Here is a 26,068-nt window from a genome sequence, read left to right on the forward strand (position 1 = left end):
ACTTTAGCGTCGCGGCGGGCAGGGGGAGTAGAATGCGCCGTTCGTTGCATTGATGCGTTCGACGCATTGGTTGGGATCAGTCGGCGTCCCGGCCACCGTGAAGTCATAGCCCATACCTTTGACGACCACGACGTAGCGACCCGGCGAAAGCGTAAAGCCGTCCTGCTCCGGCTGCAGCGATAGCATTCTCGGCTGATCCTCGACCGGACCTACTTTGTAAGGGAAGGACATGCTGCGGATGACCCAGGTGTCGCCGGCAGAGACCATGGCCGCTTTCCCGGTTGCATCGACGCCCATCGCTCGGGAGACTTTTGCGACTACTCGAACCTCGGTCCCGGTTGCATCGACACCACCGTCGGGCCTGAAAACAATGAAGCTGACATCTCCGCTTGTCAGGGTCGTCGCGCTCGGTGTGGTGATTGCTGCTGAGATCGCGACACGACGATCCGGAATCTTCCCGGGGACCGGCTTGAGCTCCTGGAGCTGGCCTTGGCTCAGGGCGTAGACGCCGAAGGTCGTCGGCAACGGCATCGAGGGTTGCGCAGGCGTCACCGGCTCCTTCGGTTGATCCGGTGTCCGTTCGACGCTCTCACCGCTCGATGGAGTCACAGCCCCGGTGGGGTGAGGCTCGGGGCTTGTGGAGGTGCGCTTGGACAGCGTCGCGGACTGCCACAATGCGAGGGATTGTGTCCTCAACCGCGGCCAATAAGTAACCGCCGCGCTGGCACCGGCAATGACGACCAGGATGGCGGCTAATCGGATGAGGGAGTTGAGGATGCCGCTTCGCCGAGATTGGTCGGGCGGGCTTGGCGGTGCGACAGAACCGCGCCCTGTTTCCGCAGGCTTCGGGACGGGCGGCGAGGGCGGAACGGGCGCCAGATGCGGAACGGGCTGAGGAGCCGGGGGACTGGGTGGCGACTGATGCGAAGCGACGTCTAGCGCCAACTCCGGCGCTTTGGACAGCGCGTCGCGCTCGCTACGGTCAAATGAAAGCTCAACCTCCCGGATGGCGCGCTCAAGCACTTGCTGGAGCTCGCGGGACTCCCGTGCGTCGCCATGCGTTAATTGTTCCAGAAGCTTGATGCGAGCCAGCTCGTATACGATTTCGCGGATCTGCCGGGGGTCGCTGGATATGTCGCGAATCCGCCCGGACAGGAGACGCACAAACCCGGCCTTGATCGCGTGCATATTTGGCGCGCCGGCGGCGGTGTCGCTGGGGTCGGTCATCAAGGCCGATCAAGTAACCCGGAACAGGCTGTTTCGCTAGGCTTTTCCGCGTCAAAATCCTATCTCGGCGAAAGCCGCTCTGATCGCCAGCCTTGCAAGAGCCCATGTCGAACAGCTTCGGGGGCTTGCTTTTGGGCAGAAAGCTGTGACAGTTCGACGAGCTCCTCTTTCCGGTATTTTGATCATGCGCGACGGTTTCATAGCACTCACGTTTGTGGCTCTCCTGGTGCAACCTTCTTTTGCACAAGGGACCAAGGACAAAGCCAATTTGACGAGCACCAGCATCGTGACCACCCCTACGAAGAAAACCCAAACGGCCCAGAGCGCCTCACGACCCACAGCCACCCGAAACCTGGCGCCGGGCAAGCTGCCGAGCGGGATGGCGGCTCAGGGGGTCTGGAGAGACGGCAAGTTGATCGCCGTGCCTCGGCAATGACGACCCAAGCAACCGTGAAGGAACGGTGATCGCCTCCCGATGTTCTCGCTTGGGAGACATCTTATGAAACGATTAGTCCTGACCGCGTTTACGCTTCTTGTGACGGCAAGCACGTGGGCCCTCAGCGCTCGGGCCCAGGGGGTCAATGATCCATCGACCCCCGATCGAAATGTAATTATCGTCAATCCCTCGCAGCCCGCGCCGAGCACGGCTACGCGGAATATTCCGAGCCAGATTCAGCCGCCTCTGGTCAGTGGAGGGCGCGCGCGCCCCTATTACGGCAACAGAACGCGGACTAGTGGGTCGAGCAGGCGTTAGTCTGGCTACTGTACGTTGGGTGTCATTCCGCCGCCGGCGGGGAAGTTGCTGGATTTGAGCGCCATCCCACTGACGCGAAAGCGGACATTTCCTGCCAGATACAGATAGTCCGACGTCGTGCTGCTGACGGTCCGCACCTCGACATAGGTCAGTGTGATCGAACCCACGCTTGGGGTTACCTGGGTGATGTCGACAAACCGAGCTCCCGGGAAAAGCTTCTGGTCCAGGCCATAGAAGATCTTTTCCCGCTCCGACCACAGCACGAAGTGACCCCCGGTCTTCTGATCGACGGCTTCGTATTGCGTATGGATCACTTGCGGGTATTCGATCTGGCCTGCTGTCGCAAAGTGAGTGCCTAAAAAGATCACCAGAACCAGGAAAGTAACGTTGCGGACCACTGGTCAATATCCTCGCGAGCTAAAGCACGAAGCTTGCCCGCGATTTGGCTTTCGTGCAATCGGCAAACGTATAGATTGAAGGGAATGGACGAGAAGTTTCCGGCCCTTGCTCGTTCTTCTCGCTCTGCCCTGGAGTTACAGCGTGCCAACCGCGCGACCTCACACCTTTCTAGCTCATGCCAGGCGGCTTGGGCAGCTGGCCGGAGTGGTCCTGACCGTTGCCGGTGCAATCGACTTCGGTCTCGCCAATCCGCCCTCGTGTTTTGCGCAGACCGAACCGGAGCCCTCGGTCAGCGACTATCTTCCACCAAGCGAGCCGGAAGTCAGCCGTGACGAGTGGCGTCAGCGTATCGAAGATGCGCGGCGACGAGCCAAGGAGCTCTCGCGCGAGCGGCGGGACCATCCAGAGCTCTATAAACCGGTCCCGGAGGATCCGGACCTTGTCGCGACCGAACGCCTCCTCAACGACGACAGCCTGCAGCGCGGCGACATCGTCTCGACCAAGAAGGGCATGTTCGTCTACCAGGGGCGACCGGATCAACCGCGCCGTGAGCGGGATTTCGTGCCGATCGCACCAAAAGCGACGCGCTGAAAAATTGACTGCAAGCCAGCAGGCTAACTCGCGCTCGAACTTCAGTACCGCCGCAAAATCTGATTGAACTTGGGATCGGTCCCCTGCGTGGTCTCCAGAAGCAGCGACTTGCCTTGCGGCGTGGCCTGCAGGTAGGCAGCGATCAGGAGCTGCTCGTAGCGAGAGCGGTTGGCAAGCGCCGCGCGGACGTCCGATTGCGCCAGCAGCTTGATCTCTTCGTCGGCTGCTGCCGCGTTCGATGTGACGGTTTGGAGCCGTGCGAAGGCGACGGCGATCGGCACCGCGCCGGCCAGGTAAGACATTTTCACTGCAGGCGTCGCCAGCTCACCCGCCTGCGTCTTCAGCGTGCCGAGCGTCAGCCAAAGCGCGGGCCGGATGGGCGATACTTTCAGAGCCGCAACAACGGCATCCTGGGCAGCCTTGTTCTCGGCGGCCCTGCTGTTCACATCGGCTGCAGGACGGTGAAGAAAATCCGCGGCTTTGGCCGCCGCATAATTCGCCAGCAAGTCGCCGTCGAATGAAAGGGGCGCCAGAACGCCCGAAGCGGCTACGTTGACCTTCTCGGGCGGAAACTCGCCCAAGAACAAATCGCTCGCCCGAAAGTTCGACCGCGTGAGATCGCCGTAAAACCCCAATGCTGCGTAAAGCAGCAACATCACTGCGATGCAGGCGCCAATGATGCGAAGCAAGGTCATGCGGCTCATGATGAATTTCGATGCCCGTGTGGAAGGGCGCAGGAGTTGGCCAGCAACTCTGCAAAAGTCCTAAATTGCGAGCAGACTATCGCCCTGGATCGTGAGCAAGGTCAAGTTGCCGGTCGCGTAAGCGCCGGTGTCGATATTGATCCGGTTTGAGCGGATATCCGGGACGCTGACCGGGGTATGGCCGTGGACGATATATTTGCCGAAGCGTCTTTCGGACTCGAGGAATTCCTCGCGGATCCAGAGCAGATCCTCCTCCTTCTGACGTTCCAGGGCTACGCCCGGCTTGACGCCGGCGTGCACAAAGAAGAAGTCGCCACACGCGAAGGACGGGCGGAGCTGCTGAAGAAACGAAAGATGCTCCCGCGGAAGCGCCTCCCTCAACCCTTCGATCAATTCAATCTGCTGCTCCGGCGTCGGATTCATCGTCGGGTTGATGCCGTATGAAACAAGGGTCAGCAGGCCTCCGTAGCGACGCCATTCCTCCAGGCGCGCCGGGTCCTTGAGGACCTCGAGCAGGAACACCTCGTGATTGCCCTTGAGGCACACTGTCTCATGCGACTTCGAGCGCTCGATCAGGAGATCAATCACAGCGCGCGAGTCCGGGCCCCTGTCGACGTAGTCGCCAAGAAAGACCTGAATCGCTCGTTCGGGAGCGGAGCGGGCAAGGTCGGCGTCGATGACAGTTAAGAGCGACTGAAGCAGGTCGGCGCGTCCATGCACATCGCCGATGGCATAGATCCTCACGCCGTCGGGGAGCCGCGGCTTGACGTTCTTACGAAAACGCTTGGAAAGGCCCATCAGCTGGTCGAATCGGGTCTGGCGTCATGAATGGAGGGCATGGTCGCTCATAGCAGAACAAGTTACGCATCGGTATTCTTAATTGTTTCTGACGGAGTCGCAGCGGTTTTGATTAAAGGATCGCTCGGCTTTTGAGCCGGATTTCAAGACGTGTCCCGTAGCGTTTCCCCAACAAGAAATGGGGAGCGCGACATGCGCAAGACTTTAAAGTTCCTGGCGATTGCCGCCGCTCTGTTGGCTGGGGCGGCTCAACACAAGGCCGAGGCCGCCTTTGTCGGTGCGCCGTCGGCGTTGCGCGGCGCCATCCAGTACATCAAGTTCGACCAGCCGACCCTGGCGCCGATGGCTTTCACGCTCTTTTGCCTGAAGTACGAGGGCGACTGTAAGCCGCGACCGCAGCAAATCGTGTTCAGGGGCGGACGTCTCAAGCTCACGGCCGAGCGCATGGCCCAGCTTCAGGAGGTCAATCGGCGGGTCAACAGCGCGATCCGACCCGAGCCTAATTTGGAGGGGCTGCGCGGCGAGAAGTGGCTGCTGCATCCCACCAGCGGCGACTGCAACGACTACGCCGTGACAAAACGCCACGATCTGATTGCCAAGGGCTTCCCGGCGCGATCGGTGTTGCTCAGCGAGGTCGTGACGACCTGGGGTGAGCATCATCTTGTGGTCGTGGTGCGCACGTTCGCCGGCGATCTCGTGCTGGATAACCTCACCGGGCACATCCTGCCCTGGTCGAAAAAGTCCTATCGGTGGGTCCGCATCCAAATGCCCAAGAACCCGACCTACTGGGCGTCACTGGCTGATCGCGACGTCTAACGACGAACGACTAATGACCCGTGCCGCGTGGGGACTGGGTGATGCTTTGGGACAAGCCGAGTCCCATGATCGTTGACAGGCAAAGGATTGCTGCCGGATGCAGCAGTCCTGAACCGGCGAAGCCCTCAACCAGCGCGAAGACAAGGCAGGCCGCGGCCGCCGCAGGGAAGAACGAGTCGCGGCCGCGCTGCAAAGCCCCCAAAAACAAGCGGCCCAAAGCCAACATGCCCGCCAGCAGCGCGGCGGAAAAACCGATCCATCCGGTATCCGCGAAGATGGCAAAAGCCGTCGAGGGCGCCATCAAAGCCGCGCCGGAATCGCTTTGGTAGATCCTGCCAACGGCAGAAAAGGTGCCTGCCCCCGCACCGAACCACCTGGTGTCGGCCAACATTCGCTCCAGCGCGGCTCTGGTTTCGGCCCCCACCTCCGCGACGAGCCGCAAAAGAATCGGCCCTGCATTCTTTTCGAACAAGAAGCTCAGGACAATGATCGCTCCGACCAGCGCGGCTAAGGACAGCGCGCCTGCGGCCAACGGGGATAGGTCGATCCTTCGAATGACAAGGATCAGCAACATCAACACGAGGCCAAAGGCCGCGGCGATCGCGCTGTTCGTCCCCGACAAGCCAAAAACCGCGACCGCGCTGGCCAGAGCGCCCACAAGGCCGCAAAGGCCGATGGCGACCGATCGAACGACCGAGTGGCGCGTTTCGGCCCGCTCGGCGGCCAGCTGCATGACGGCTATATTAAGCATGACGCCAAGACCGGCCATCGTTGTCGCCAGGTCGGAAGGAACGGCGGTTGCAAGGGCGGATGAGAACGGACGCAAATCCAAGGTCAGAGCCGACACCGCTGTTACCCCGCTCAGCACGAACAGCACCAGTTCGGCACGGCTGCGGTCACGGACCACGACGATGGTCACGCTGAGCAACGAGATCGCTGCGAGGGCTTGAAACAGCGCATTCAGGGTGAGGCCGAGATCCGCCGTCACTGGCCCAAGCGACAGGCCAGCCAGAGCATCGTGGCTGCTCGCCCAGATCGGATGCGCCCAACTCAGCCACAGCGGCACCAGCTGAGCCGCGATACAAAGGGGAATGCCGATCAGGATCCAACGGCCCCAGACCGTGGCACGCAGATAGTGCTCGTAGTCGGCCTTTCGTGCGCTGAAGACCGCTGCAAACAGCCCCAGGGCCGTAGCCGTCATCCCGAGCTGTACGCCGAATTTGGCGCCGGCAATGTCGAGAGCGGATGCAGAAACAAGGCAAACGATGAGGGCAAAATAAGCGAAGGACAAACGTGCGCCTGGAAGGAATCCTGAAAGGGTCAGGCCACCATACAAGCCGGAGGCAAGTTTTCAAACAGAGCTCTGCAGCCAACAGCTCCCAACCCACCCCACATCAACGCAGCGTCGCCCGCGGGATCAGGCGGACTCTTGATGAGCCACAGAGGTCAGCGGGCGGTCTTGAGCGGACGGGCAAACACGCGGGCGGCACGACCGACGGCGAGAGCAAAGCGGGCGGCCGAGCCGAAGAGATAACCGGCCTGGAGCGCGATGGCCGCGAGCACGACGCCCTTCAGGCCGTCAAGGAAGCCCAGATTGGCGATCCAGCCGACCGGGATTGCGGCGAGCAGCATGACGAATGTCAGCGGCAAGAGCACCAGGACGCGAAAGCGTTGGCCCAGAACTGCGCCTACCAGAAAGCTGAAGATCAAAAGCTCGGTCATCCGAAACACTCCGTGCTTCGGACCTTAGGTTCCACCCCCTAAAAAGACCCTTAAGTCGTATGGCTAAATTTTGTCTATTGGCCGCAACTTGCTGCCAGGGAATTATAGGCTTCGCGAAGCCCGTTCAGGGCCACCACGCCTTTGATTTCGGTGTCACTTTCCTTCACCACCACGGAAAGCGAGGGCGTCGTCTGCCACTTACCGGCGGCAAAGGCTGAGACCTCGTCCGGTAACAGGACTGCGGCCCCGGCCGCCGCCATGCTGGCCTCGAACGTCTGGGTACCGCCGCCAGTTGAGGAGATCGTCACTCGCGGGTGGCTCCGTGGCGGGAAGGGCCGGATCAAGGCGACCAACACGTCGATCTTGCCCTTGGGAGCGCAGCGGACGATCAGGCCGGCGAACTCCGGGTCAGACTGCATCGTCTCGGCTGTCTTGGAGATGGAGGCGAAGCTCTCGCCCTCTTTGGGGCCTGGGGTGCGGGTGAATTTCCAAATCGAGGAGGATGGGCCTGCGATCTCAATGAAGGGGCGCCCCGGGGTTTCGTACCCCGGTCCGGCGAGCAACCATCCTGTCAGAGCAAGGGAAAGAATCGCCAAGAGCAACGCCGGAACTCCTCATGAGACGGCCGGAGCAATACCAGACATACGCGGGGTGAGAAACGCCTCGCCCATCGGTTGAGCGGCTGCCTATCGATCGGGCACACGAATTACAACAAACAGTCACAAAGGGTTAGGAGGGTTCCGAAGTAGTGGCGCGGGCGCAACACCGGCGGACTCATTGCGCCGTTAACCATCGGTTTCGGCCTGGAACCCTTGTCGCGCGGTCCGCTAGCCCGTACCACTTTGAGGTAATTGGGACGATTGGGGCCGCGTTGATGCATTCCTTTGCTAAGACCTATTTATTCAAGCCCGCATTTTTGGCCGTGGCGCTGGCGCTTGGCGCCTGCTCCACCAATCCAGGCTCCGGCCCGCTAACGGACGACGTTAACAACCACATACAGACTGAAAGTGCGCCGGCTTACGAGTTGGTGCCGCTCAACCCAGCCACCGTGAACATTCTACATACCCATGAACCCAAGGGTCTCGCGGGCGCGTTCACGGACAAACGACCGCCGGCGAGCATTGTGTTCGGGATCGGCGACGTCGTCAGCGTGACCATCTTCGAAGCGGCTGCGGGTGGTCTGTTCATTCCGGCGGAAGCCGGCGTCAGGCCCGGTAACTTCGTCACCATTCCGGATCAGTCGGTGGACAATGACGGGTTCATCACCGTGCCCTACGCCGGTCAGGTCAAGGCCGCGGGTCTCACGGCGGTTCAAATCCAGCGCGCGATCATTGAAAAGATATCCAACCGCGCCATCGAGCCGCAGGTCGTGGTGGCGATGTCGTCGCAGCGGACGCAGCTCATCAGCGTGCTCGGCGAAGTCAATGCGCCCGCGCGTTATCCGGCGAGCGCTGCGGGCGCGAAGGACAAGGTGCTCGACGCGATCACCCGCGCCGGCGGCATCCGAGGCCAGGGCTTCGAGACCTGGGTGATGCTGGAACGTGGCGGACGGCGCGCAACCGTTCCGTTCGAGAATCTGGTCATGTCGCCTGAGAACAACATCTATGTGCGTCCCGACGACAGCATCTATGTCTATCGCGAACAGCAGAAGTTCCTGGCGTTCGGTGCCAGCGGCCAGAGCGGCGAGTTCAACTTCGATGCCTGGCGCATCAACCTTGGCGAAGCGGTGGGGAAGGCCGGCGGTCTCCTCGATGGTCAGGCCGATCCGGCTGCAGTGTATCTCTATCGCCGCGAGCCGCGTGAGGTCGCTGCCCAGCTTGGCATCGACGTCAGCAAGTACACGACCGAGACCATCCCGGTCATCTTCAACGTGAACTTCCGCGATCCGGGTGGCTTCTTCCTCGGCACCAAGGTCATGATGAAGAACGGCGACATCATCTACGTTTCGAACTCGCGCAACGTCGAGACTGCCAAGTTCCTGCAGTACCTGCGTGTGATCATGGCGACCGGCAGTGATGCCGTGAACCTCGGAAACAACGCGCTGATCTTCCGCAACAACATCAAGCTGGCGCCGTAATCAGCGGACTTGATCTACCGAGAGCGATGGCACCGGGGCTTTGTCCCGGTGCCATTTTCGTTTAGCAATCACAGCGGTTCTGTTCGGGTTATGGATCAAGGCACCACTGAGCAAGGCGTGCCGATCATCGGTCATCCCGCAGTGTTGCAAGGGGCGGCATGCGCTTTCGACGACGAGCATTCTGGTGTTTTCTGACCCTTATCATCGGGGGCCCTGTTTTGCTCGAGCAGGCTGCCGGTGCGGCGGGGGAGTTCGGAGTACGCCACCGGATCGATGTCGTAGTCTCTGCCGAGCCCGACGCGCCAATCTTTCAGCGCCTTCGAGGTGCCAAGGGCGAAGTTTCATTCGCAGTCCGCCTGTCGGCGAATTCCAAGGAGAGCCGGTTCTTCGGGATGCTGCACCCGTCCTTTCAGGATATCGTTGTGCCGGAAGGAGCGGGCAAACCTCTCGTTCGGCAGACCAAGCTATGGGAAGAGGAGGTCTGCCATCAGCGACGGGGCCTGCCAAAGGTGACGGTGACCCAGCTCGCGGGACATTTCGGCGAGGGGGACGGGCGAATTGAGATATCCGGCATCAACCGCCACATCGGGCTTCTGGTGCCGCCGGATGAATTAACCCCCGGAATAAAACTCGACTCAGGGAGTGATAACCTTGGGCAATTCTACGGCTTCCGGGCGCAGACTCGGATCAGCCGCTTGAACGTGGATCTGAAGATCTATCCGATCGATTGCTTCCTCTAGAGCTAGAGCCAAAGGCCGGCTGACCGACGATGCGCTTTCCGCTTCCCCGTATAAGTTGGTCGTGGAGCTGGCCTGCGACCTTCATCCTGTTCTTCGTCGCTGCCGGCGCGCCGTTCCCGTTTGGCTCGACCAACGACCTCTCGATCGCGTTCTGGTGCCTGTGCCTGGGCCTCGCCTTGATCGTGGCGCCGACGCGCGACTTGCGGCGCCCCCATTTCTGGATGATCGCGGGCATCGGGGTGATCGTGGCCGGATACGCCTTCGTGCTGCATGAGCAGCTGTCCGACCATCCCTGGATCGCGCCGTTCAATCCGATCTGGAAGCAGGCGTCCGACCTCCTGGGCGTGCCGATCGCGCCGTCGGCGTCCATCGTCAAGAACGAGGCGTTCTTCGCATTGGGTGCGCCGCTCGCCAACATTCTGGCGATCCTCCTCGGCATCACCGTCGGTGCCGAGCGTGAGCGCGCCCGACGTCTGCTTTGGGTCATCGCCGTCTCCGGCAGCCTTTACGCGCTTTACGGCGTCGCCTCGTTCCTGATCGAGCCCACCATGATCCTGTGGCGGGACAAGACGGCCTATATGGGCAGCGTCACCGGCACCTTCATCAACCGCAACACGGCCGCCGCTTATTTCGGGTCCTGCGCGGTGATCTGGATGCTCTTGATCCTGGAGGATGTCCGCCGGCGCTGGCCTGAGCGGCACATCGAATGGAAGCGCGTGTCGCGCGACGTGGCCGAGATCCCGCCGCGCCAGATCCTGCCGCATCTCGGAGCGCTTCTGATTTGCCTGATGGCGATGTTCATGACCGGCTCGCGCGCCGGCGTCAGCCTGTCGCTGCTCGCGATGATCGCCTCCTTCACGGTGTTCCTGCGCAAGGACCTGCCGCCGCGGACCGGAATCTGGATCTCGCTCGGCTCCGGCGTGGTGGTGGCGCTCGGCCTGATGCAGCTGCTCGGCGGCCGCGTTTCCAGCCGGTTCGACAGCCACGGCCTGGTCGACGAGGGCCGTATCGAGGCCTGGAAATCCACGTTGAAGATCATCGCCGACAATCCCTGGTTCGGGACCGGCATGGGCACCTTCCAATGGGCCTTCCCGCCCTACCGCAGCCCCAACATCTCGATTCGCGGAATCTGGGATATCGCCCATTCCACGCCGCTGGAGCTCGCCTCCGACGTCGGCATCCCCATGGCTCTTGTGGTGGCGGCCGCATGGGCGGTCATGTTCGTCATCCTCGGCCGCGGCGTGTTCGCAAGGCGGCGCGACGCCATCATCCCGCTGGCGGCGGCGGCGACCGCGAGCCTGTCGCTGCTGCATTCCTGCCTGGACTTCACGCTCCAGATCCCCGGCTATTCCATTCCGTTCTTTGCGCTTTTCGGCGCGGGGCTAGCGCAATCGTTCCGCATCCGCGAGCCGGCGCGGGCGCAAGGCGAGGCGGTCGCCGCATCGGACGAGAAGGGGCGCCGGACGCAGCCTGCGCGCGGCCTGCGCCGCGCCCGCGAGCTTCACAAAACTGTCTAGTTTTGAAGCAGTTGCGCCGTTTACGAAGTCTTTAGAATAAGTGGACAGCGATTTGCTCTTCCGCTAGGTTCCGACACTACACAGCCACTTGCCCGGGCCGAGACGTAAAGTGGGCAGACGTTTTTTGGAGGTTTTATTATGAGCGTTATCAAGATTGCGCTTCGCATGGCTGCGGCCGCGGCCCTGGCCGCGACGATTTCGAGCGCCGCCAGCGCCGCCGTCTATCCGCCGCAGCGCCAGCTGCCGGCCACGGTCATTTCCGAGTTCAAGGCGACACCAGGCACGCTGTTGACGCAATTTCCAGCCGGTGCGCAGCTGATCTCGCGCGTGCGCGACCTCGGCGCGTCTGATCCGACCACGGTTCCGGCCCTGATTGCGCTGCTCAAGGACCCCGCGACCAACAAGGACCAGATCCGCGCGATCACCGCCGGCCTGGCCCAGCTCGCCCGCATGGCCGCGGTAGCCGACCAGGCTTTCGCCAATGAGATCCAGACGGCGATCGCCGGCACAAACAACCCCGACGTAATTGCAGCCTACCAGGCCGCAACCGGCGACGTCGCGATCGCGGCGGCCGGCGGTGGCGCAGGCGGTGGCGGCGGCTCCGGATCGGGCGGCCCGATCGGCAATCCCGGCAACACCGGCGGCTCGAATAACGGTGCGCCGAGCTTCGGCGGGCTGCACTACGCGAACCAGGTCAATGGCGGCGCCGCCTCGGGAGGCGTAGCCGGCACCACCAACGCCGCCAACCGCATCAGCGACCGCTGACCGTATTTGCCCGGAGGCCATGAGCCTCCCGCTGCCTTATTCGCGATCCAGTCAAAGCGGCGCTTCATCGCGCCGTTTTGCTTTTTGCCGTTAAGCTTCCCACAAGATCCTGGCCCAGCCGGTACGGTGCGCCGCATCAACAACGTTCAATTGCAGCGGGCATTGTGCTAAGCTTCCCGTCGGCGCGGGTTTTGCAGATCAAGTTCGCTCGGAGATGCCGCGGAACTTTTGGCAGACCACTAATCCTTAAACACAATCGATCCATTTCAGGAATTGCCGGATGTTGCAGGTGAACAAGCCGACCTCGGAGATCAACCGTGATTTCGCCGAGGCTGACGGTTCTCCGTCCCAGACGCTGACCTCCTATCTCGACATTATCAGGCGCCAGTTCCCGACCATCATCGCAATCGTGTCTGCCTGCGCGATCGTGGCCCTGCTCTATCTCTTCACCGCTGCTCCGCAATTCACCTCCACCGCGTCAATGGTGATCGACACCCGCAAGGTGCAACTGTTCCAGCAGCAGTCGGTGCTCGGCGACATCGCGATCGATTCCGCTACCGTTGAGACCCAGGTCGAGATCCTGAAATCCGAGAACATTAGCCTCGCAGTGGTCCGCGACCTGCACTTGACGGACGACCCGGAGTTCACCGGCAGCGGTGGCGGCCTGCTTGGCACCATCATAGGCTCGGTGACGGGTCTGTTATCCTCCAGCCGCCCGGCGTCCGAATTCGAGCTGACGCGCAAGGCGCTTGGCGTATTCGCGAACAATCGCACTATCAAGCGCCTCGGCCTCACCTATGTGATGGAGATCGGCTTCACCTCGCGCGACCCGCAGAAGGCCGCTCGCATCGCCAACGCCATCGCGGATGCTTACATTGTCGACCAACTTGAGGCGAAGTATCAGGCAACCCGCCGCGCCAGCGTCTGGCTGCAGGACCGCATCAAGGAGCTGCGCACCCAGGCCTCCGCGGCGCAAAAATCAGTGGTGGATTTCAAGGCCGCCAACAACATCATTGCCACGGGCAAGGGGCTGATTGGCGAGCAGCAACTTGCTGAGGTCAACAGCCAGCTCATCATGGCGCATGCGGCGACCGCGGAAGCCAAGGCGCGACTCGACCGCCTGAACGACATCTTCAAGCAGGAAATTCCGGACGCCAGCGTCGCCGACGCACTGAAGAACGACACCATCGTCAAGCTGCGCGGGCAATATGTCGACCTGGCCTCGAAGGAATCGATTTGGTCGATGAAATACGGCTCGGAACATCTCGCTGCCGTCAACCTTCGCAGGCAGATGGCAGAGATCAAGAAGAACATCCTGGACGAGCTCAAGCGCATCCAGGAATCCTACAAGAGCGACTACGATATCGCGGGGACACGCGAGGAGAGCATCAAGTCGAGCCTCGCCAATGCGGTCTCGGAATCGCAGCTCACCAACCAGGCGCAGATTCAGCTGCGCGAGCTCGAGAGCACCGCCCAGAGCTACCAGGCGATGTACGATAATTTCCTGCAGCGTTACATGGAAAGCGTGCAGCAGCAGTCGTTCCCGATCACCGAGGCGCGCGTCATTAGCGCAGCGACCACGCCACTGGTGAAGAGCGCTCCGAAGAGTTTGGCCGTCCTCGGCGCGGCACTGCTCGGTGGGCTGATGCTGAGCTTGGGCGCGGCGATGGCGCGAGAGCTCTCCGACAAGGTGTTCCGCACCACCGGCCAGGTTGAGGAGCAGCTAGGAGCCAATTGCGTCGCCATACTGCCGACGCTCGGCGCGTCCGCATCTACAACAGTGCTCCCCGCCAGGCCCGGCCGCAAGAAAAACAACCCTGAGCCGGACCTGTTGCGCTATGTTGTCGACAATCCCCTATCTCGCTTCGCCGAGGCGATACGCTCACTAAAAGTGGCGGTCGATCTCAACTCGATCGTGCGCGAGAACCGCGTGTTGGCCGTGACCTCGACCCTGCCCAACGAAGGCAAGAGCACGCTCTCGACTAACCTCGCGCAGCTCATCGCCCATGGCGGAGCGCGGGTGATCCTCGTCGATGCCGATCTGCGCAATCCCTCGTTATCACGTGCCTTGCGACCGGACGCACACGCGGGCCTGGTCGATGTCGTTGCGCAAAAGGCGGAGCTCAATGACGTCGTCACCATTGATCCGCAGACTGGGCTCGCAGTCCTCCCTGCCGGGACCACCTCGAAGCTGCTGCACACCAACGAGGTGCTAGCCTCAAAGCCGATGCGAGAGCTGGTCGCGTTGCTGCGTTCGAAGTATGACTACGTCGTGCTCGACATGCCGCCAATGGCACCGGTGGTGGACGTCCGCGTTACCGCACCTTTCGTCGATTCTTTCATATTCGTGGTAGAGTGGGGTAAGACCCGGATAGATGTCGTACGTCACAATTTGCGCGGCGCGCCAGAAATTCAGGAGAAGCTGCTAGGTGTTGTCTTGAATAAGGCCGACACCAAATTGTTGGCTCGCTACGAGTCCTATCACGGTCGATACTACTACCAAAAGTACTACGCACGGTATGGGTACGTCGAGTAACGGACAGGTGCTACTGCGAGGAGTCCCGTCTGCGCTCGGCCTTGCCGGCGTAGTCTGGTCCCTTGTCTCCGTGCCACTCCTGCAGCCGGCACTTTTAGCGAAGGAAACTGCGTCCCAAATTTTGTCTAACGATCACTTCAAGCCGGGTGTGCTAAAGGATATCTTGGCCGTCGTCGAGGCGACCAAAAATCCTATCGTGTCTCGCAGCGACACAATGCGAGCCGTGGCACTTATCCGCGTTAGGATTGCTGAAGGAGCGATGGGGCGGAATGACCCTGCCGAAGCGGACAGGCAAGCGAGCGTCGCTGACGAACAAATAAGAGCCTCGCTAGAGTTCAGTCCTGCCGATTCTCTGTTTTGGCTGTTACTTTATTCCGTCGATATCCAGGGGAGGGGCTTCGACCAGCAAAGCCTAAAATACATGGAGCAATCCTACATTTCAGGTCCGCGGGAGGGATGGATAGCACTGCGCCGGAACAGGAGTGCTCTCGCCGTATTTGAAATGTTGAACGCGGCAACTCAGGAAGCTGTCATACTTGAGTTTACTGCCGAGGTGCGTGACGGGTACCCTCAGGAGGCGGCAGACGCGCTGACTAGCGTTGGCTGGGCTTCGCGAGAGCGACTGGTTGGAGCCTTAGCGAATACTGACATTGCTTCCCGAGAGACCTTTGCCAAAGCGATCGCCCGAACAGGTGCGGTTGTCTCAGTCCCTGGAATAATTCTCGACAAGGATAGACTTTGGCACTAATCGACTCTTGATTGCGCGAAATTTGATTGGGAAATCATTCGCAACCACAGTTGGGGTATTCGTCGACCTTCCTGGATGTCGATTACATCGATCAAGCCCGTCGTTTCGTCGGAAACCCGACGCGCGTCGTCAAGCTTCCATGCATCTGGAATAGCTGCGACGGCCTCTATACGATGAGTATTCCTGAAGCGGTTGAGAATCCGGTACGTCACGCCCGGCTTCTTATGCTCATGAAGCTCAACGATTATGTCGGCAGCCTTTAAATGTGGAGCAAGTTTGGGATCCAAAAACTGATCTTCGAACCCTTCAATATCAACCAACAATAGTGGATTCCTTGCGTCCGCTAAGAGAGTCTCAAGTTGCTCTGGCGTGCACCTGCCACCTATCGAAACACGCTGGCTTACCTGATTTGCTCTCGCGAGATCTCCCGCCATTTGCTGAGCCGATGGGTTGATATCAAAAGCGTGTACTGGAATGTCGGGGCAAGCTCGTGCCATTCCTACAGCATAGTATCCTTCGGCGGCTCCAACATCTATGAAGAGATCATTCTTTTTACCAGCAATTGCTTCAGAAAACCAGTGACCGATCTCTGTCTCGTAAGTACCAAAGATCTTTGCGCCCAGTAGGCTTCCGGCCGAATAGCGTATGTAACGCATCCCTGCGAACGGCCCTGCTCGAATTATCAAAGGTTCGTCGTCTTTCAAAACAAACTGATTCCGCTGAGCGACCTCCGCCGCGATCTTGTTAGCAACTTGCTGCGTGCGCTTCGAGCTTACTCCCGTAAAATCCGAGACATCCTTCAGAGCCGCCATCAGGAGCGGCGAGATTATGTACACACGCTCAGTCAGCGTCGGCGCGTTCCGCAACTCTCTCAGTGCTTCAAAAAAAAAGCTCATCTTCCTACACTCAACTGGACTACTTATCTGCTGCAAAGTTCAAACGGATCTTGCAACTTCTAATACCCGCGTTCTGTACGCACTGTAAGAAAACATCTGAGCCTTAGTTAACCCGGCGAGACTCTGCTGCTCCAGCAACCTAGGGTTCTCAATTGCGCTCATGACGCACCTGCGAAGTTCATCTTCAGTAACATCTTTCATTAGCAGTTCCGAGTCTGGAGGGAGGACTACATCAGCGTGTTTGGATTGAATGATGCTGAGGCCGCTCGCCAGGGCCTCATAGAGCACGATTCCGGCGCCCTCGAAGTACGTTGGAAATAGGAGGCAGTCGGAGTCAGCCATGATTCTTGCTACATCAGGCCGCGCTACAGTCTGACGTAGTTCAACCCTGTCTGCATATTTTGCGAACGTCTTGCTAGGAATCTGTAAATCTCCAACGATCGTCAGCGTGGCCGCTGTCGGTGGAATGCTCTGAAATACCTTCAGGATCAGATGAATTCCCTTCCGCGGCCCAGCAAGTCCCGTAAAGAGGAACCGAATTGGGCCTTTTGGCCGGGCGCGAGGCTCTGCAGGAGGGAAAAAAACCTCGTCATAACAATAGGGTACAACTTTGACTTTCGCGGGCTGCACTGCTGACACGCTCGGATCCAGCAAGGTCTCCGCACAAAAGCTCGATCCAACGAGAATTGTATCAGCCAATTGATGCTCCTGATCCGACCGGTCAATCGCCTCCTGGCTAATTTTGTCAGATGCTGAATCGAAGAACTCAGGGTATTGCTCGTGGATCTCGTCAAGAATTCGATTGTAGACTGCGGGGTGCCCTATCGTGCGATCCAGAATGGTTTTTATACCGAGCTCTCGTGCTAAGCCGAAGACTTCAAGCGAAGATTGGTCATAGCCCCAAACGGCTCTCACCGGCTTCTGTTTGATCAGACGGCTAACGGGCGCCGCGAACGCCGTGTTACTTGAGCGCTGCAGTCGTCGAGCGAAGCGCCGAATCCGAAGACGAGCGGCAATTCGCATCGCCCATTCAAGTCCGGCAAAGGTCTCCACGCGTCCTAAATCTAAGCCAGGATGATAGAATCTTCGTAGTTCGGCGGTGACGCGCCTATACATAAACCGGGGTAAGAACGGAACTAGGCTATACGGCAACCGGTCTTTCGCCCAAAAGATCGAAGTAGCATACCATGCAAGGTCGTCGTTGTCTTGCAGAGCGCGCGCGGTCTGCCACGAGTGTTGAGTTCCTGGATGGAAAACGCCTACTTGTAGTTCGCTCTGTTCCATCATGATCCTTGCACTTTGATTGTTGGTCGAAACGATAGTGCGGCGAGCGCTGTAAGCCGAGCTAATCGCATCAGCGAGAGTGAAAGGAAGCAGATGAATGCGACGTAAACCGTGATCTCGGAAGCCAGTAGCGCGGGCGCGGCAAGGGCGATGCAGTCTAATGCAATGCCAATCATGGGAGACTGGAAGTATCCCCGACTCCTCAGAAGTTGGTCCGCTAAATCAGCTGTGATCCAGAAAAGCATTCCTGCTGAGTAGACCATCAGAGGAGCCGTAAGCTCTAGATAATTGGGTCCCAGGACCTGTAGAACGTGCGCTGGCCATAGCAGGGGAATTGAAGCGACTGGGAGAATCAGAAGGGCTGCACAGCCCAGCAGTGCTAGGAAATACTTAGCGATTGACACCCCGCTCTCTAGCTTAGCAAAGCCAGGTACGAAATAACCGCGGAAGAGGAGTGCAAGAGGAAATAACACCTGGCTAAGCCGAGTAAGTGCAGCAAATCCCGCGAGGGCAACGGGCCCGGCGAAGAAAGCCAGCAGCCAGTAGTAGTATTGGCCGGAAAGAGCTTGGAAAGCATCCGTAGCCAAACTCCGTCTACGCATTCTCGAAACCTCGGAAGCAAACGCCGGACAGTGGCTGTCGTTGGGGTTGGCAATGGAGTCGCCCAGCATGTGCCTGCAATAAACGCAGTTGAGAAAAGCAGCGAAGATAGCGGCAGCCAGCATGAGGGCCACCGCGTGATTGTGGAAGCTTAGGAGTGGAAGTGCGGCTAACCGAATTAGTGATTGGCCCAAGGCGCCAATAGTGACAATCCCTTGTTTTTGCAGCAGCTGCAAACTCGCGTCGTTGATGGCTTGCTGAGCTGTTATTACTGACATTGCAAGGACTGCCAAGGTTCCCAATGCTATATCAATCGGGCCTTCGGCAACTCGAGTGAGCAGTACGATAACTGCCGCTGTACCGATACACACAACCCACCAGTTTTGGCTGTACAGGCTCGATTCGGCAGCACTACGCGCGGCCAAAACATACTCGGCGCCTTCGCGGCGACTCACGTGTGTCCACAACACGGGTAGTATGCCAGATAGTAGGATCATTGAGAAAATGGGAGCCGTCGCGACCATGATGCCGTAGGTTGCATAATCTACGGGAGACACAGATCGAATGATCACAATTCCGCTTATCAGCTCCAAGACGCGAGCCGCGGTCCCTCCCACGGTAAATGCCAAGAAAGTCCAAGTTAAGAGGTTGAATTTCTGGAGAAACCGGAGCAGAGGGGCGAAGAGAACACGTCGCCATTTTGATAATCGCGACTGAACGAAGATCACTGGTCCGTCCCAAGTTGAAGTTGACCGGTGAAATAGTTGAAATTGCCAATATCTGCATTCGCGCCTACAGATAGGGGGAGTTGGATCGAGATGTCACCCGTACGGGTATGTTGGATAACTTCGACCTTTCCCAAGCTGAGTGGCACCGAGGTGACCGAATCTCCTTCTGGTAGCTCCACATCGTATGAGAACGCTCCAATTTTGATTGTGACGGCAAGCGGATGAGTCAAAAAAGCAGCAAGATGGAATTTGTTTGTCAGCTTTTCCCAAAACTTAGGCCGACCTCGTTCCATTGTCCGAAAGTCGACAATACCTTGCGCTTCGTTCGCATGTAGTTGGTAAAAGTAAAAAAGTGTGTCGGATTGGAGAGCTGGACGACGGCCATGTTTGAACCAATTTATGTAGTAGCGACTTGCACCTAAGAAGCCACTGTGGTCAGGCAAATTCTGCCAGCCAGGGATATTCCAAACACTTGTAAGCGGGCGATCAAATGGCTGCAAATATGTGGCCTCACTCCAGTCGTTCCAAGTAACGAGCTGGATCCAATCAGCTTTTGATTCTATCGCTTTCATCCAACGCTCTCTCATTCCAGAGAAGCCGTCCGTTTCAAAAACGCGCGAGTTGTTCTGAAAGCCTCTATAAAATGCCGATACTCCACACATGAATAGCTTGTCATGAGATCGGGCAAGTTTAGCAATACCCTCGATGGAGTTCGATACGGTCGCCGCCGGACTACCCGCACCGAAATAAAAGTAGCCATCAAGTTCTGGCACCTCATTCAGCAGGCTGCGGGCTGCGTTTACATCGCTCGTTTCAGGGGCAAAGCCAATCTCTGGGCGCCAAGGATACTTCAACTGTGGCGTCATAAAGCTCGGTATTCCTCTAGCGGCCAAAGCGTCTTTCACGTCTTTGACCCACCTAGGCGTTTGCCACCATCCTGAAACGACGACACGTCCATCCTTCGTCATCATGTTGCTGTGACGGCCGTACGCTGTGACCATCTGTACGGCTTCTTCAGACTCACTCTGATCAAACGAGAACACGAGACCAAAGCTCTTGTGACGCTCGGCCGCTTTGAACATTCGATCTACGAGAGCTGCATTGGCGGGATAGCGAGCATACCACCCTCCATTAAGTACAAAGCCGTCAATTCCATAGCTCTCGGCCAGACTGATTTCGGAGTCGAGATCATCAACACTTGCATTGAGCCCGGCCCGTGCGCAGCAAACCATATAGTGAGCCAGTACGGCCCTGCGCGGAGCTTCCACAGCTCCCGCCGAACTCGCTAAAATTGCTACAATGAAAGTTAAAGCGAGGTGCTTAAACTGCACCTGAAACCCCGTGGGAGAGAAGCCGCTCTGATGCGGTCGCGCCAGCATCGGATTACTCCACTCGTCCCAAGTTACGCGAGAAGTACAGCAACTCTGGTTTCAGGGGCTTCGTCTTAACGGCGGGTACCCCGGAATACACCCAGAAGGACTCAGTCTCCGCTGATGCAAGTACCGAGCCGGCAGCCAAGGCAGTTCGATCTGGTAATATCGCTCCCCTTAGCAAGATACATCCCGTGCCTACAAAGCTGTAAGAACCTATCGATACAGGAGCAGATCTTTGGCGCGACAAACTGAGGTCGATTGAGTGCGTCAGGATTTGGCAGCGCCAGCCTGCCACCGTCGCGAAAGCGCCGAGCGTTACTCGATTTGTGCAATCGATGATGTGGGAGTTAGTAAGCGCTGATTGCGGGCCCATTATAAGGGAGGGAGATCGTTCGCTTTCGCTTGAAAATGCCCCCTCGTCGCTTGATGGCACTCCTGCGATCTTATTAAAGTTACCAATTGTGGCACCTTGCCCGAGATCAATCAAATCAACGTTCCGGATCAAAGTTAAGTGGCCGATCCTACTCTCAGGGGCCAACTTGACGCTCCGCGCCAAGATAATTGAAAAGCCAATCCTTGATTTACTAGATATCTCGTATCCAAACGCCCTGCCGAGTAAGAAGCGCCGAATACTCCAAGGTATCGGCCAAAGCATAAGCTGAAAGGCGGCGGCAATGGTCTGATACATTGGTCAGCAAACGTTCGTTCGATGGACTAATTTTCGACGCGGCCAATTTAGATGGCTTAGTAGTTGCGTCATTGCGATCGGGGCAACAAAAAACAGCGGAAATTTCACTAGCGACAATAACAACCCGTCCCTGAACCATTGAAGGGAGACAGGCACGCACAAGCAATAATATAAGGTGACGAAAGTAGATGCGTTGTGCCGAACGAACCAAGAGTAAAACCGGCCCATAAAAGCGCCGGCGAACGTGCACCAGATGATTACACCGAAATAACCGAGGGACTGCCAACCTTCTCCTATGAGGGTATATGTGATCCCAACTGGAAAGCCATATTCATTGATATTGAACAGCTTGATCGGTGGACCAACAGGTTTCTCAGGCCAAAGGACGCGCGGTATGGGTGCGGTGAGTATTTCAAGAGTGTCCGAGAAGTAGCTATATGTGCCTGTTCTTTCAGGCACCACGTGGACCAAGTATTCCACGAACTCCAAATTAGCGAAGTCCAAGCTATCGAAAAAGTGCTTCTTCTCCTGATTGAACTGAGCATCCTTGGACTGCTCTCCCTTGATCCAATCGGCGATCAATGCTCGCTGAGAAGAGAGGGCGCTGAAAACTAGCAGAAGCACAAAGCCAGCCAATACCATCCATTTTTCGATCCATTTTCGTCGATGATCGAACAAGTACAAGAGGGCGAGCCCCATTGACGTCATTACGAAAGTGTACCGTGACCAGCCAACTGTAAGTCGAAGTGTTACGAACGAAAGGAAAGGAAGCAGCGCAATAAAGCGGAACCTGTAGGCCCAAGCGATAGCAACGCCAAAAGCACCGAGCATCAGGTTAGAATCCACGAGATAAGCTGACGTATCCGTGTACACCGTATGGAAAGTCGCCGCGTCGCGTGCAAGTTTGCGCAAGTCTTCGGTGCCGAAATTGACGCTTAGAGCATACCGAATCGAAAGGAGGATCAATGGTGATGCAAGCAGGAGAGCTAACAATAACCGTTCCCCTTGGCGATATCTGCTTCGGATTGCTCCATGTTCCCAAAATCGTATGGCCGTATTCCCGGTGAGCATTGCGGAGCTGAAGAAGCAAAGCAGGCCGAGGTTCACAACTAAGAGCGTGATATGCTTAACTTCGTCGTTTGGCCAAAAGCCATAGAGCCTATAAACGCTGTCAAGTTCTAGAAAGTGCTGGAAGAAGGGGCGAATGACAAAAACTACTCCATGAAATGCCAGGTAGAAGGTAATTGGATGGAATATAGACGCGCAGCTGCTTCGCAGGAAAATGGCGATGAGACAGAGCCAAAGAGACAGCCCAAATAGTAGGTGCAGTTCGTACACTTTGCCTGCCCTTCTAGGCCGGTGTCGCCGAGCCAGTCGGTGAAGCCACCATCTTCCGCAAAACTGCGATATACTCAGAAGCTATCTGGTCTGCTCGATGCAGCAGGAGATGTTCTTCTAGTCCTTTGAGTAACTGATCTCGGACCGAATGCTGTGTGAGAGCGAGTACTAAGCACCGAGCCAGCTCCTCGAAGTTCCGGTTTTCGAAAACGAGTGCGTGGGGGCCAACAGCATCCACGAGGCCTCCGCTATTGGATACGATCATAGTACATCGGCACGCCAAGCCTTCAAGCGCGACAATTCCAAAAGGCTCTTCATAGGAAGACGGTACCACCATAATTTGATGGCGGCACATTATGTCTACTAGCTCAATTCCGCGTTTTGGCCCACTGAAATGCACATAATCTGCGATTCCCAAAGTAGTCGCCAGTTGCAGGTACTTCTCCCGCTCCGGGCCCTCTCCTACGAAAGTGGAGTGAAATGGAGGGACACTCCGAAATGCAAGGCTTATTGCGCGTAGTAATATGTCCACCCCTTTAACCGCCGCGAGGCGGCCAACAAAGAGAACCTCCCGCCTCTTCTCTTGTCCACGATACTCGAAGAGCCGGTGGTTGTAGGGGTTGGGGATGATGATGGAGTGCGCGATCTTTGACGACATATACCGACTTGGAACGATATTAACGAGTCTACTGCTGAGCAGGTGCTTTGCGCGGTCGAGAAGCCTCGTGCTGCCGTCGGCGGCAGTGATCGGATTAGGATGGTGTATCATAATTGGGCGAAAAGAAAGGAGCTGTTCGGGGCATCGTCTGAGGCTCAGCGCAAAGCTCAAAATGATGTCGCTTGAGCGGAAGAGAAACAGCCGGCGCGCGAAGGTCTGACCGCGATAAACCCGAAAACTAAACCTGTCGTTATCTTCCTGTCGAGAAGGTGTGTCTGTTAAGACAAGAACGTCATGCCCTGCAGCGACGAATTCATTAGCGAGAACCTCGCAAAGAATTTCCATGCCGCCAATGTTCGGATAAAATGAACCTGTAAGAATGGCAATTCTCATGGATAAACTCGGTAAAGGTCGGACAATGAGCTCGCCTAGTGGCTTACCTTGTGCAGTAGCTCTAGATACCTTTGAGCAACAATGCCTTCGTGATGTCTTTCCAAATGTACGGAAACACCGTTTAAGAGGTGATCCCGTAGTCCTGGCTCGAAGAACGCTTCTTTCAATCCCTGCGATAGCGAAAGTGCGTCTCCATTCTCAAATGTCAAAGAATGTGGACCCGTCGCATCCGCCAGCCCTCCCTTGCGAGAAACAATCAATAAACAGCCGCTAGCTAAGCCTTGCAGTGCAACGTTTCCGAACGGCTCATTGTATGTTGAAGGAACGACCATCACGCGGTGACGGCGCATTTGCATGGCGAGTGCATCGCCAATCAACTCGCCAGTAAAGTTCACGCGAGAGCTAAGCCCTAATTCATTTGTCAGTACTTTGAGATGCTCACGCTCGGGTCCATTCCCGACGATCGTAGCCGTCAGTGTCGGCAGTTCCGGCTCAACTCCCTTAATAGCTCGAATCAAAACATCTGCGCCTTTGACGGCGTCTAATCGGCCAACGAATAGAAGGTCGCCCGTTTTCGGCTGGCCGTCATCGTAAAAAAGCGAGTCATCGTACGGATTTGGGATAACAACCGGAGATGGGAAAAATCCCGCCATGTAATCTCCGGCAACTATATTGGTAAAGCGTCGGCACAACAGAAGTTTTAGCCGATCGCGAAAGCGGGTCTGGCCGCGATGACCAGTTAGGGGGTTGGGATGCTTAACGACTATTGGGCGTCCAGACAGAAGCGGAGGCACAATTCGTCGGAGTGAAACAGGTGACAGAAACACGACGTCGCTGCGGCGGCACAGCTTCAGGAACTGCCAGAAGCTTGGTTCTCTCACGACAGGAATTTCAAGTCGTTCGCTGCCGGTCGCAGGCGTGTCTGTCGCTACGACGACTTCACAGCCGGCTTCATGAAAGCGTTTGGCCAGAGTCTCCGCTACGATCTCCATGCCGCCAACTGAAGGATAGAAGTGACTCGAATAGATCAGTACTTTAAGTGATTTCATTTTTTTGGACTGTCGGAGCTGTTATGCTTCGTGCAATGCGCGAGGCTGAAGAATGGAGTTGCTCGAAGCTACGCGATACTGTTTTTCGTTCGGAGGGACCATTGGCGTGCTTCTGAGTAATAGAGCGCACGTAGTCAAGGGCTCTCGCGCAGAAGTCTTCCTCCGGCGGAATCGCTAGTCCATTGCTCCTAATTTGGTCGGCAATACATCCGCGGTCGAAAGCTATGATACGAATTCCGGCAGCTAGGGCTTCGAAGAGTACAGTTGGTTGGGCCTCATTGGCATATTGAGTTGGAAAAACGAAGAGATCTAGATCCTCGTAGAATCCATTTTTCTCCAGGCCATAGACGGGTCCGATATACTGAAGCGCCCCATTTAGCTCCACTTCGGCAGCCCTGACGATTGCGGCATCTTTGATGTTCTGGATCGGGCCAGCTAACACGCCTTCGACTGCGAGGTCGTTCTTTCGGAGTAGCCGAATGAGATCTATGAAGGTGTGCAGGCCTTTCTCTGGGGTAAGATTGCTTAAAAGGCCGATGCGCAACGGTCCGTTGGCAAAATGGCGTTCCTTAGTATTGGGGCAAGGCTTCACAAAAGCCGCGTTAGAGATGATTTCGAAATCCGAAACCTTGCCGTAACGGGCTTCGAGGCGCTCATGCATTTTCTTACAGAGGAAAAGATGACGGATGTGCTTTCCGCCAACGCTCAGAATGAATCGCATCAATCGAGAGTTACGATCAACATAGCTGAAGCTGTGGTGGTGAAGAAGAATGGCATGATCGAATACTCGTGAAGCGACAACAAGCACCGCCGTGTAAACCAGACCCCAGTCCCCTTCGCACCCCAGATACACTGTCTTGGGCTGTCGAGAGTTTCTCGAGATCTGACGACAGGCCAGGATTGTTTGAGCGCCTTTGTAAAAGTGCTTCCGGAGCCCTTTGCGATCTGCTGGCGACATATTGATTGCTTCGACGTCAGCGTTCTCTCGGATGGTGGCTATCATTCGGCCGGTAATGTAGGCGTACCCCGTCATAGGTGGCGGGATCTGACCAACCGCAATGACCAATGGGCGCGTCTGAGCGTCGTGTTGCGCGGTCATCGCAGGCCCTTGAATTTTGCAGGATAGCCCGCAACGATCGTTGCCGGCTCAACAGAGTTGAGCACTGTACTACGTGCACCTACAATTGCGCCGGCACCTATCGTAACTCCGGGTGCAATAAAGCAGTCTGCTGCCACCCAGGCCTCGCATTCGATAATGACTGGCTTGGCAACGAGCGGAAAGGTGATGTCCTCATAGTCATGCGTGGCTGCGCACACGTAAGAACGTTGAGAGACAACTGCATGAGCGCCGACCGTGATCGCTCCCAGGCTATAGAGCTCAGCGTTGTCGCCAATCCAGCAATGATTGCCCAGCTTGACTTTCCAAGGATAGGTTATTCGCACTGTCGGTCTTAAATGGACCCCTTTTCCGACCTTAGCTCCGAATAGCCGCAGTAAGAATCGGCGCCATGCATAGGCTGGTTGCGGAGACCATGCGAACAGCGTCTGCTGAACCATCTGCCAGAGCAGAACGACGAGTCCCGAGCGTCCTCTAAATCCGGGCGGCACTTTCGATTGCGACAGGTCCTGAAACCTCGGTCGCTCGTCAATCGTCATGTTTTACTCGG

23 protein-coding genes are annotated in these 26,068 nt (G+C 57.4%); 7 read left to right on the forward strand and 16 right to left on the reverse strand.

What is annotated here, in order from left to right:
* Positions 1-3: 3 nt before the first annotated feature.
* Positions 4-1,227 carry a hypothetical protein gene (locus IVB19_RS08085; protein WP_018456118.1) on the reverse strand — a complete coding sequence of 408 codons (1,224 nt, stop codon included), beginning with the start codon at positions 1,225-1,227 and terminating at the stop codon, positions 4-6.
* Positions 1,228-1,986: 759 nt separating this feature from the next.
* A complete protein-coding gene (locus tag IVB19_RS08090) occupies positions 1,987-2,379 on the reverse strand; it encodes a hypothetical protein (protein ID WP_204513756.1) in 393 nt (130 codons plus the stop codon).
* Between the two features lie 142 nt (positions 2,380-2,521).
* Here IVB19_RS08090 and IVB19_RS08095 point away from each other — a divergent pair, with 142 nt between their 5' ends.
* Positions 2,522-2,971, forward strand: a complete 450-nt coding sequence (locus IVB19_RS08095) for a hypothetical protein (protein WP_247363721.1) — start codon at positions 2,522-2,524, stop codon at positions 2,969-2,971.
* 41 nt (positions 2,972-3,012) lie between these two features.
* Here IVB19_RS08095 and IVB19_RS08100 read toward each other — a convergent pair whose 3' ends face one another.
* Together IVB19_RS08100 and IVB19_RS08105 are read right to left on the reverse strand one after the other, a co-directional pair.
* A complete protein-coding gene (locus tag IVB19_RS08100; protein WP_231188850.1) occupies positions 3,013-3,552 on the reverse strand; it encodes a hypothetical protein in 540 nt (179 codons plus the stop codon).
* A gap of 183 nt (positions 3,553-3,735) precedes the next feature.
* Entirely contained in the window at positions 3,736-4,473 is a 738-nt protein-coding gene (locus IVB19_RS08105; protein ID WP_247821254.1) for a metallophosphoesterase family protein, read from the reverse strand.
* A gap of 192 nt (positions 4,474-4,665) precedes the next feature.
* On the opposite strand from IVB19_RS08105, the gene IVB19_RS08110 reads away from it, so the two are divergent.
* Entirely contained in the window at positions 4,666-5,289 is a 624-nt protein-coding gene (locus tag IVB19_RS08110; RefSeq protein WP_247821255.1) for a transglutaminase-like cysteine peptidase, read from the forward strand.
* Positions 5,290-5,299: 10 nt separating this feature from the next.
* Here IVB19_RS08110 and IVB19_RS08115 read toward each other — a convergent pair whose 3' ends face one another.
* From IVB19_RS08115 to IVB19_RS08125, 3 genes are all read right to left on the reverse strand, one after another.
* On the reverse strand, positions 5,300-6,580 hold the full coding sequence (locus IVB19_RS08115) for a hypothetical protein (RefSeq protein WP_085359809.1): 1,281 nt from the start codon (positions 6,578-6,580) through the stop codon (positions 5,300-5,302).
* Positions 6,581-6,735: 155 nt separating this feature from the next.
* A complete protein-coding gene (locus IVB19_RS08120; protein ID WP_247821256.1) occupies positions 6,736-7,011 on the reverse strand; it encodes a hypothetical protein in 276 nt (91 codons plus the stop codon).
* A gap of 74 nt (positions 7,012-7,085) precedes the next feature.
* Positions 7,086-7,607, reverse strand: a complete 522-nt coding sequence (locus IVB19_RS08125; protein ID WP_247821257.1) for a hypothetical protein — start codon at positions 7,605-7,607, stop codon at positions 7,086-7,088.
* A gap of 278 nt (positions 7,608-7,885) precedes the next feature.
* Here IVB19_RS08125 and IVB19_RS08130 point away from each other — a divergent pair, with 278 nt between their 5' ends.
* The 5 genes from IVB19_RS08130 to IVB19_RS08150 all read left to right on the forward strand — a co-directional run bounded on the left by IVB19_RS08130 (position 7,886) and on the right by IVB19_RS08150 (position 14,646).
* Positions 7,886-9,088: a polysaccharide biosynthesis/export family protein gene (locus IVB19_RS08130; RefSeq protein ID WP_247453669.1), complete on the forward strand. Its 1,203-nt coding sequence runs from the start codon at positions 7,886-7,888 to the stop codon at positions 9,086-9,088.
* Positions 9,089-9,306: 218 nt separating this feature from the next.
* On the forward strand, positions 9,307-9,828 hold the full coding sequence (locus IVB19_RS08135; RefSeq protein ID WP_247821258.1) for a hypothetical protein: 522 nt from the start codon (positions 9,307-9,309) through the stop codon (positions 9,826-9,828).
* A 29-nt stretch (positions 9,829-9,857) separates the two neighbouring features.
* Complete coding sequence (locus tag IVB19_RS08140) at positions 9,858-11,345, forward strand: O-antigen ligase family protein (protein ID WP_247821259.1); 1,488 nt, start codon at positions 9,858-9,860, stop codon at positions 11,343-11,345.
* 138 nt (positions 11,346-11,483) lie between these two features.
* A complete protein-coding gene (locus IVB19_RS08145; protein ID WP_247821260.1) occupies positions 11,484-12,110 on the forward strand; it encodes a hypothetical protein in 627 nt (208 codons plus the stop codon).
* Positions 12,111-12,390: 280 nt separating this feature from the next.
* The gene (locus IVB19_RS08150) at positions 12,391-14,646 is read left to right on the forward strand and encodes a succinoglycan biosynthesis protein ExoP (protein WP_247821261.1); all 2,256 of its coding nucleotides are present in this window, start codon (positions 12,391-12,393) and stop codon (positions 14,644-14,646) included.
* A 744-nt stretch (positions 14,647-15,390) separates the two neighbouring features.
* Here the strand turns inward: IVB19_RS08150 and IVB19_RS08155 are convergent.
* From IVB19_RS08155 to IVB19_RS08195, 9 genes are all read right to left on the reverse strand, one after another.
* Entirely contained in the window at positions 15,391-16,290 is a 900-nt protein-coding gene (locus IVB19_RS08155; RefSeq protein ID WP_247821262.1) for a class I SAM-dependent methyltransferase, read from the reverse strand.
* Between the two features lie 39 nt (positions 16,291-16,329).
* Positions 16,330-17,343 (reverse strand): glycosyltransferase family 4 protein, encoded by a 1,014-nt coding sequence (locus IVB19_RS08160; RefSeq protein ID WP_247821263.1) that lies wholly within the window; start codon positions 17,341-17,343, stop codon positions 16,330-16,332.
* Between the two features lie 230 nt (positions 17,344-17,573).
* On the reverse strand, positions 17,574-18,902 hold the full coding sequence (locus tag IVB19_RS08165) for a polysaccharide biosynthesis protein (RefSeq protein ID WP_247821264.1): 1,329 nt from the start codon (positions 18,900-18,902) through the stop codon (positions 17,574-17,576).
* A complete protein-coding gene (locus tag IVB19_RS08170) occupies positions 18,899-20,281 on the reverse strand; it encodes a glycoside hydrolase family 71 protein (RefSeq protein WP_247821265.1) in 1,383 nt (460 codons plus the stop codon). The genes IVB19_RS08165 and IVB19_RS08170 overlap by 4 nt, the downstream gene beginning before the upstream one ends.
* A gap of 685 nt (positions 20,282-20,966) precedes the next feature.
* Positions 20,967-22,301, reverse strand: coding sequence for an O-antigen polymerase (locus tag IVB19_RS08175; protein WP_247821266.1), 1,335 nt, complete (start codon positions 22,299-22,301; stop codon positions 20,967-20,969).
* A gap of 13 nt (positions 22,302-22,314) precedes the next feature.
* Positions 22,315-23,352 carry a glycosyltransferase family 4 protein gene (locus IVB19_RS08180; RefSeq protein WP_247821267.1) on the reverse strand — a complete coding sequence of 346 codons (1,038 nt, stop codon included), beginning with the start codon at positions 23,350-23,352 and terminating at the stop codon, positions 22,315-22,317.
* A gap of 35 nt (positions 23,353-23,387) precedes the next feature.
* A complete protein-coding gene (locus tag IVB19_RS08185) occupies positions 23,388-24,401 on the reverse strand; it encodes a glycosyltransferase family 4 protein (RefSeq protein ID WP_247821268.1) in 1,014 nt (337 codons plus the stop codon).
* Positions 24,388-25,500, reverse strand: a complete 1,113-nt coding sequence (locus IVB19_RS08190; RefSeq protein WP_247821269.1) for a glycosyltransferase family 4 protein — start codon at positions 25,498-25,500, stop codon at positions 24,388-24,390. The genes IVB19_RS08185 and IVB19_RS08190 overlap by 14 nt, the downstream gene beginning before the upstream one ends.
* Complete coding sequence (locus tag IVB19_RS08195; protein WP_247821270.1) at positions 25,497-26,057, reverse strand: WcaF family extracellular polysaccharide biosynthesis acetyltransferase; 561 nt, start codon at positions 26,055-26,057, stop codon at positions 25,497-25,499. Before IVB19_RS08195 ends, IVB19_RS08190 begins: the two co-directional genes overlap by 4 nt.
* Positions 26,058-26,068 lie beyond the last annotated feature (11 nt).

The organism is Bradyrhizobium sp. 187 (assembly GCF_023101005.1).
Taxonomy (GTDB): domain Bacteria; phylum Pseudomonadota; class Alphaproteobacteria; order Rhizobiales; family Xanthobacteraceae; genus Bradyrhizobium; species Bradyrhizobium canariense_D.

What these genes read in the sequence shown, in the direction of transcription:
- IVB19_RS08085 (WP_018456118.1), bottom strand. Translation starts at nt 1,227, where the DNA reads ATGACCGACCCCAGCGACACCGCCGCCGGCGCGCCAAATATGCACGCG.
- IVB19_RS08105 (WP_247821254.1), bottom strand. Translation starts at nt 4,473, where the DNA reads ATGGGCCTTTCCAAGCGTTTTCGTAAGAACGTCAAGCCGCGGCTCCCC.
- IVB19_RS08110 (WP_247821255.1), top strand. Translation starts at nt 4,666, where the DNA reads ATGCGCAAGACTTTAAAGTTCCTGGCGATTGCCGCCGCTCTGTTGGCT.
- IVB19_RS08120 (WP_247821256.1), bottom strand. Translation starts at nt 7,011, where the DNA reads ATGACCGAGCTTTTGATCTTCAGCTTTCTGGTAGGCGCAGTTCTGGGC.
- IVB19_RS08130 (WP_247453669.1), top strand. Translation starts at nt 7,886, where the DNA reads ATGCATTCCTTTGCTAAGACCTATTTATTCAAGCCCGCATTTTTGGCC.
- IVB19_RS08140 (WP_247821259.1), top strand. Translation starts at nt 9,858, where the DNA reads ATGCGCTTTCCGCTTCCCCGTATAAGTTGGTCGTGGAGCTGGCCTGCG.
- IVB19_RS08145 (WP_247821260.1), top strand. Translation starts at nt 11,484, where the DNA reads ATGAGCGTTATCAAGATTGCGCTTCGCATGGCTGCGGCCGCGGCCCTG.
- IVB19_RS08150 (WP_247821261.1), top strand. Translation starts at nt 12,391, where the DNA reads ATGTTGCAGGTGAACAAGCCGACCTCGGAGATCAACCGTGATTTCGCC.
- IVB19_RS08155 (WP_247821262.1), bottom strand. Translation starts at nt 16,290, where the DNA reads ATGAGCTTTTTTTTTGAAGCACTGAGAGAGTTGCGGAACGCGCCGACG.
- IVB19_RS08170 (WP_247821265.1), bottom strand. Translation starts at nt 20,281, where the DNA reads ATGCTGGCGCGACCGCATCAGAGCGGCTTCTCTCCCACGGGGTTTCAG.
- IVB19_RS08180 (WP_247821267.1), bottom strand. Translation starts at nt 23,352, where the DNA reads ATGAGAATTGCCATTCTTACAGGTTCATTTTATCCGAACATTGGCGGC.
- IVB19_RS08185 (WP_247821268.1), bottom strand. Translation starts at nt 24,401, where the DNA reads ATGAAATCACTTAAAGTACTGATCTATTCGAGTCACTTCTATCCTTCA.
- IVB19_RS08190 (WP_247821269.1), bottom strand. Translation starts at nt 25,500, where the DNA reads ATGACCGCGCAACACGACGCTCAGACGCGCCCATTGGTCATTGCGGTT.
- IVB19_RS08195 (WP_247821270.1), bottom strand. Translation starts at nt 26,057, where the DNA reads ATGACGATTGACGAGCGACCGAGGTTTCAGGACCTGTCGCAATCGAAA.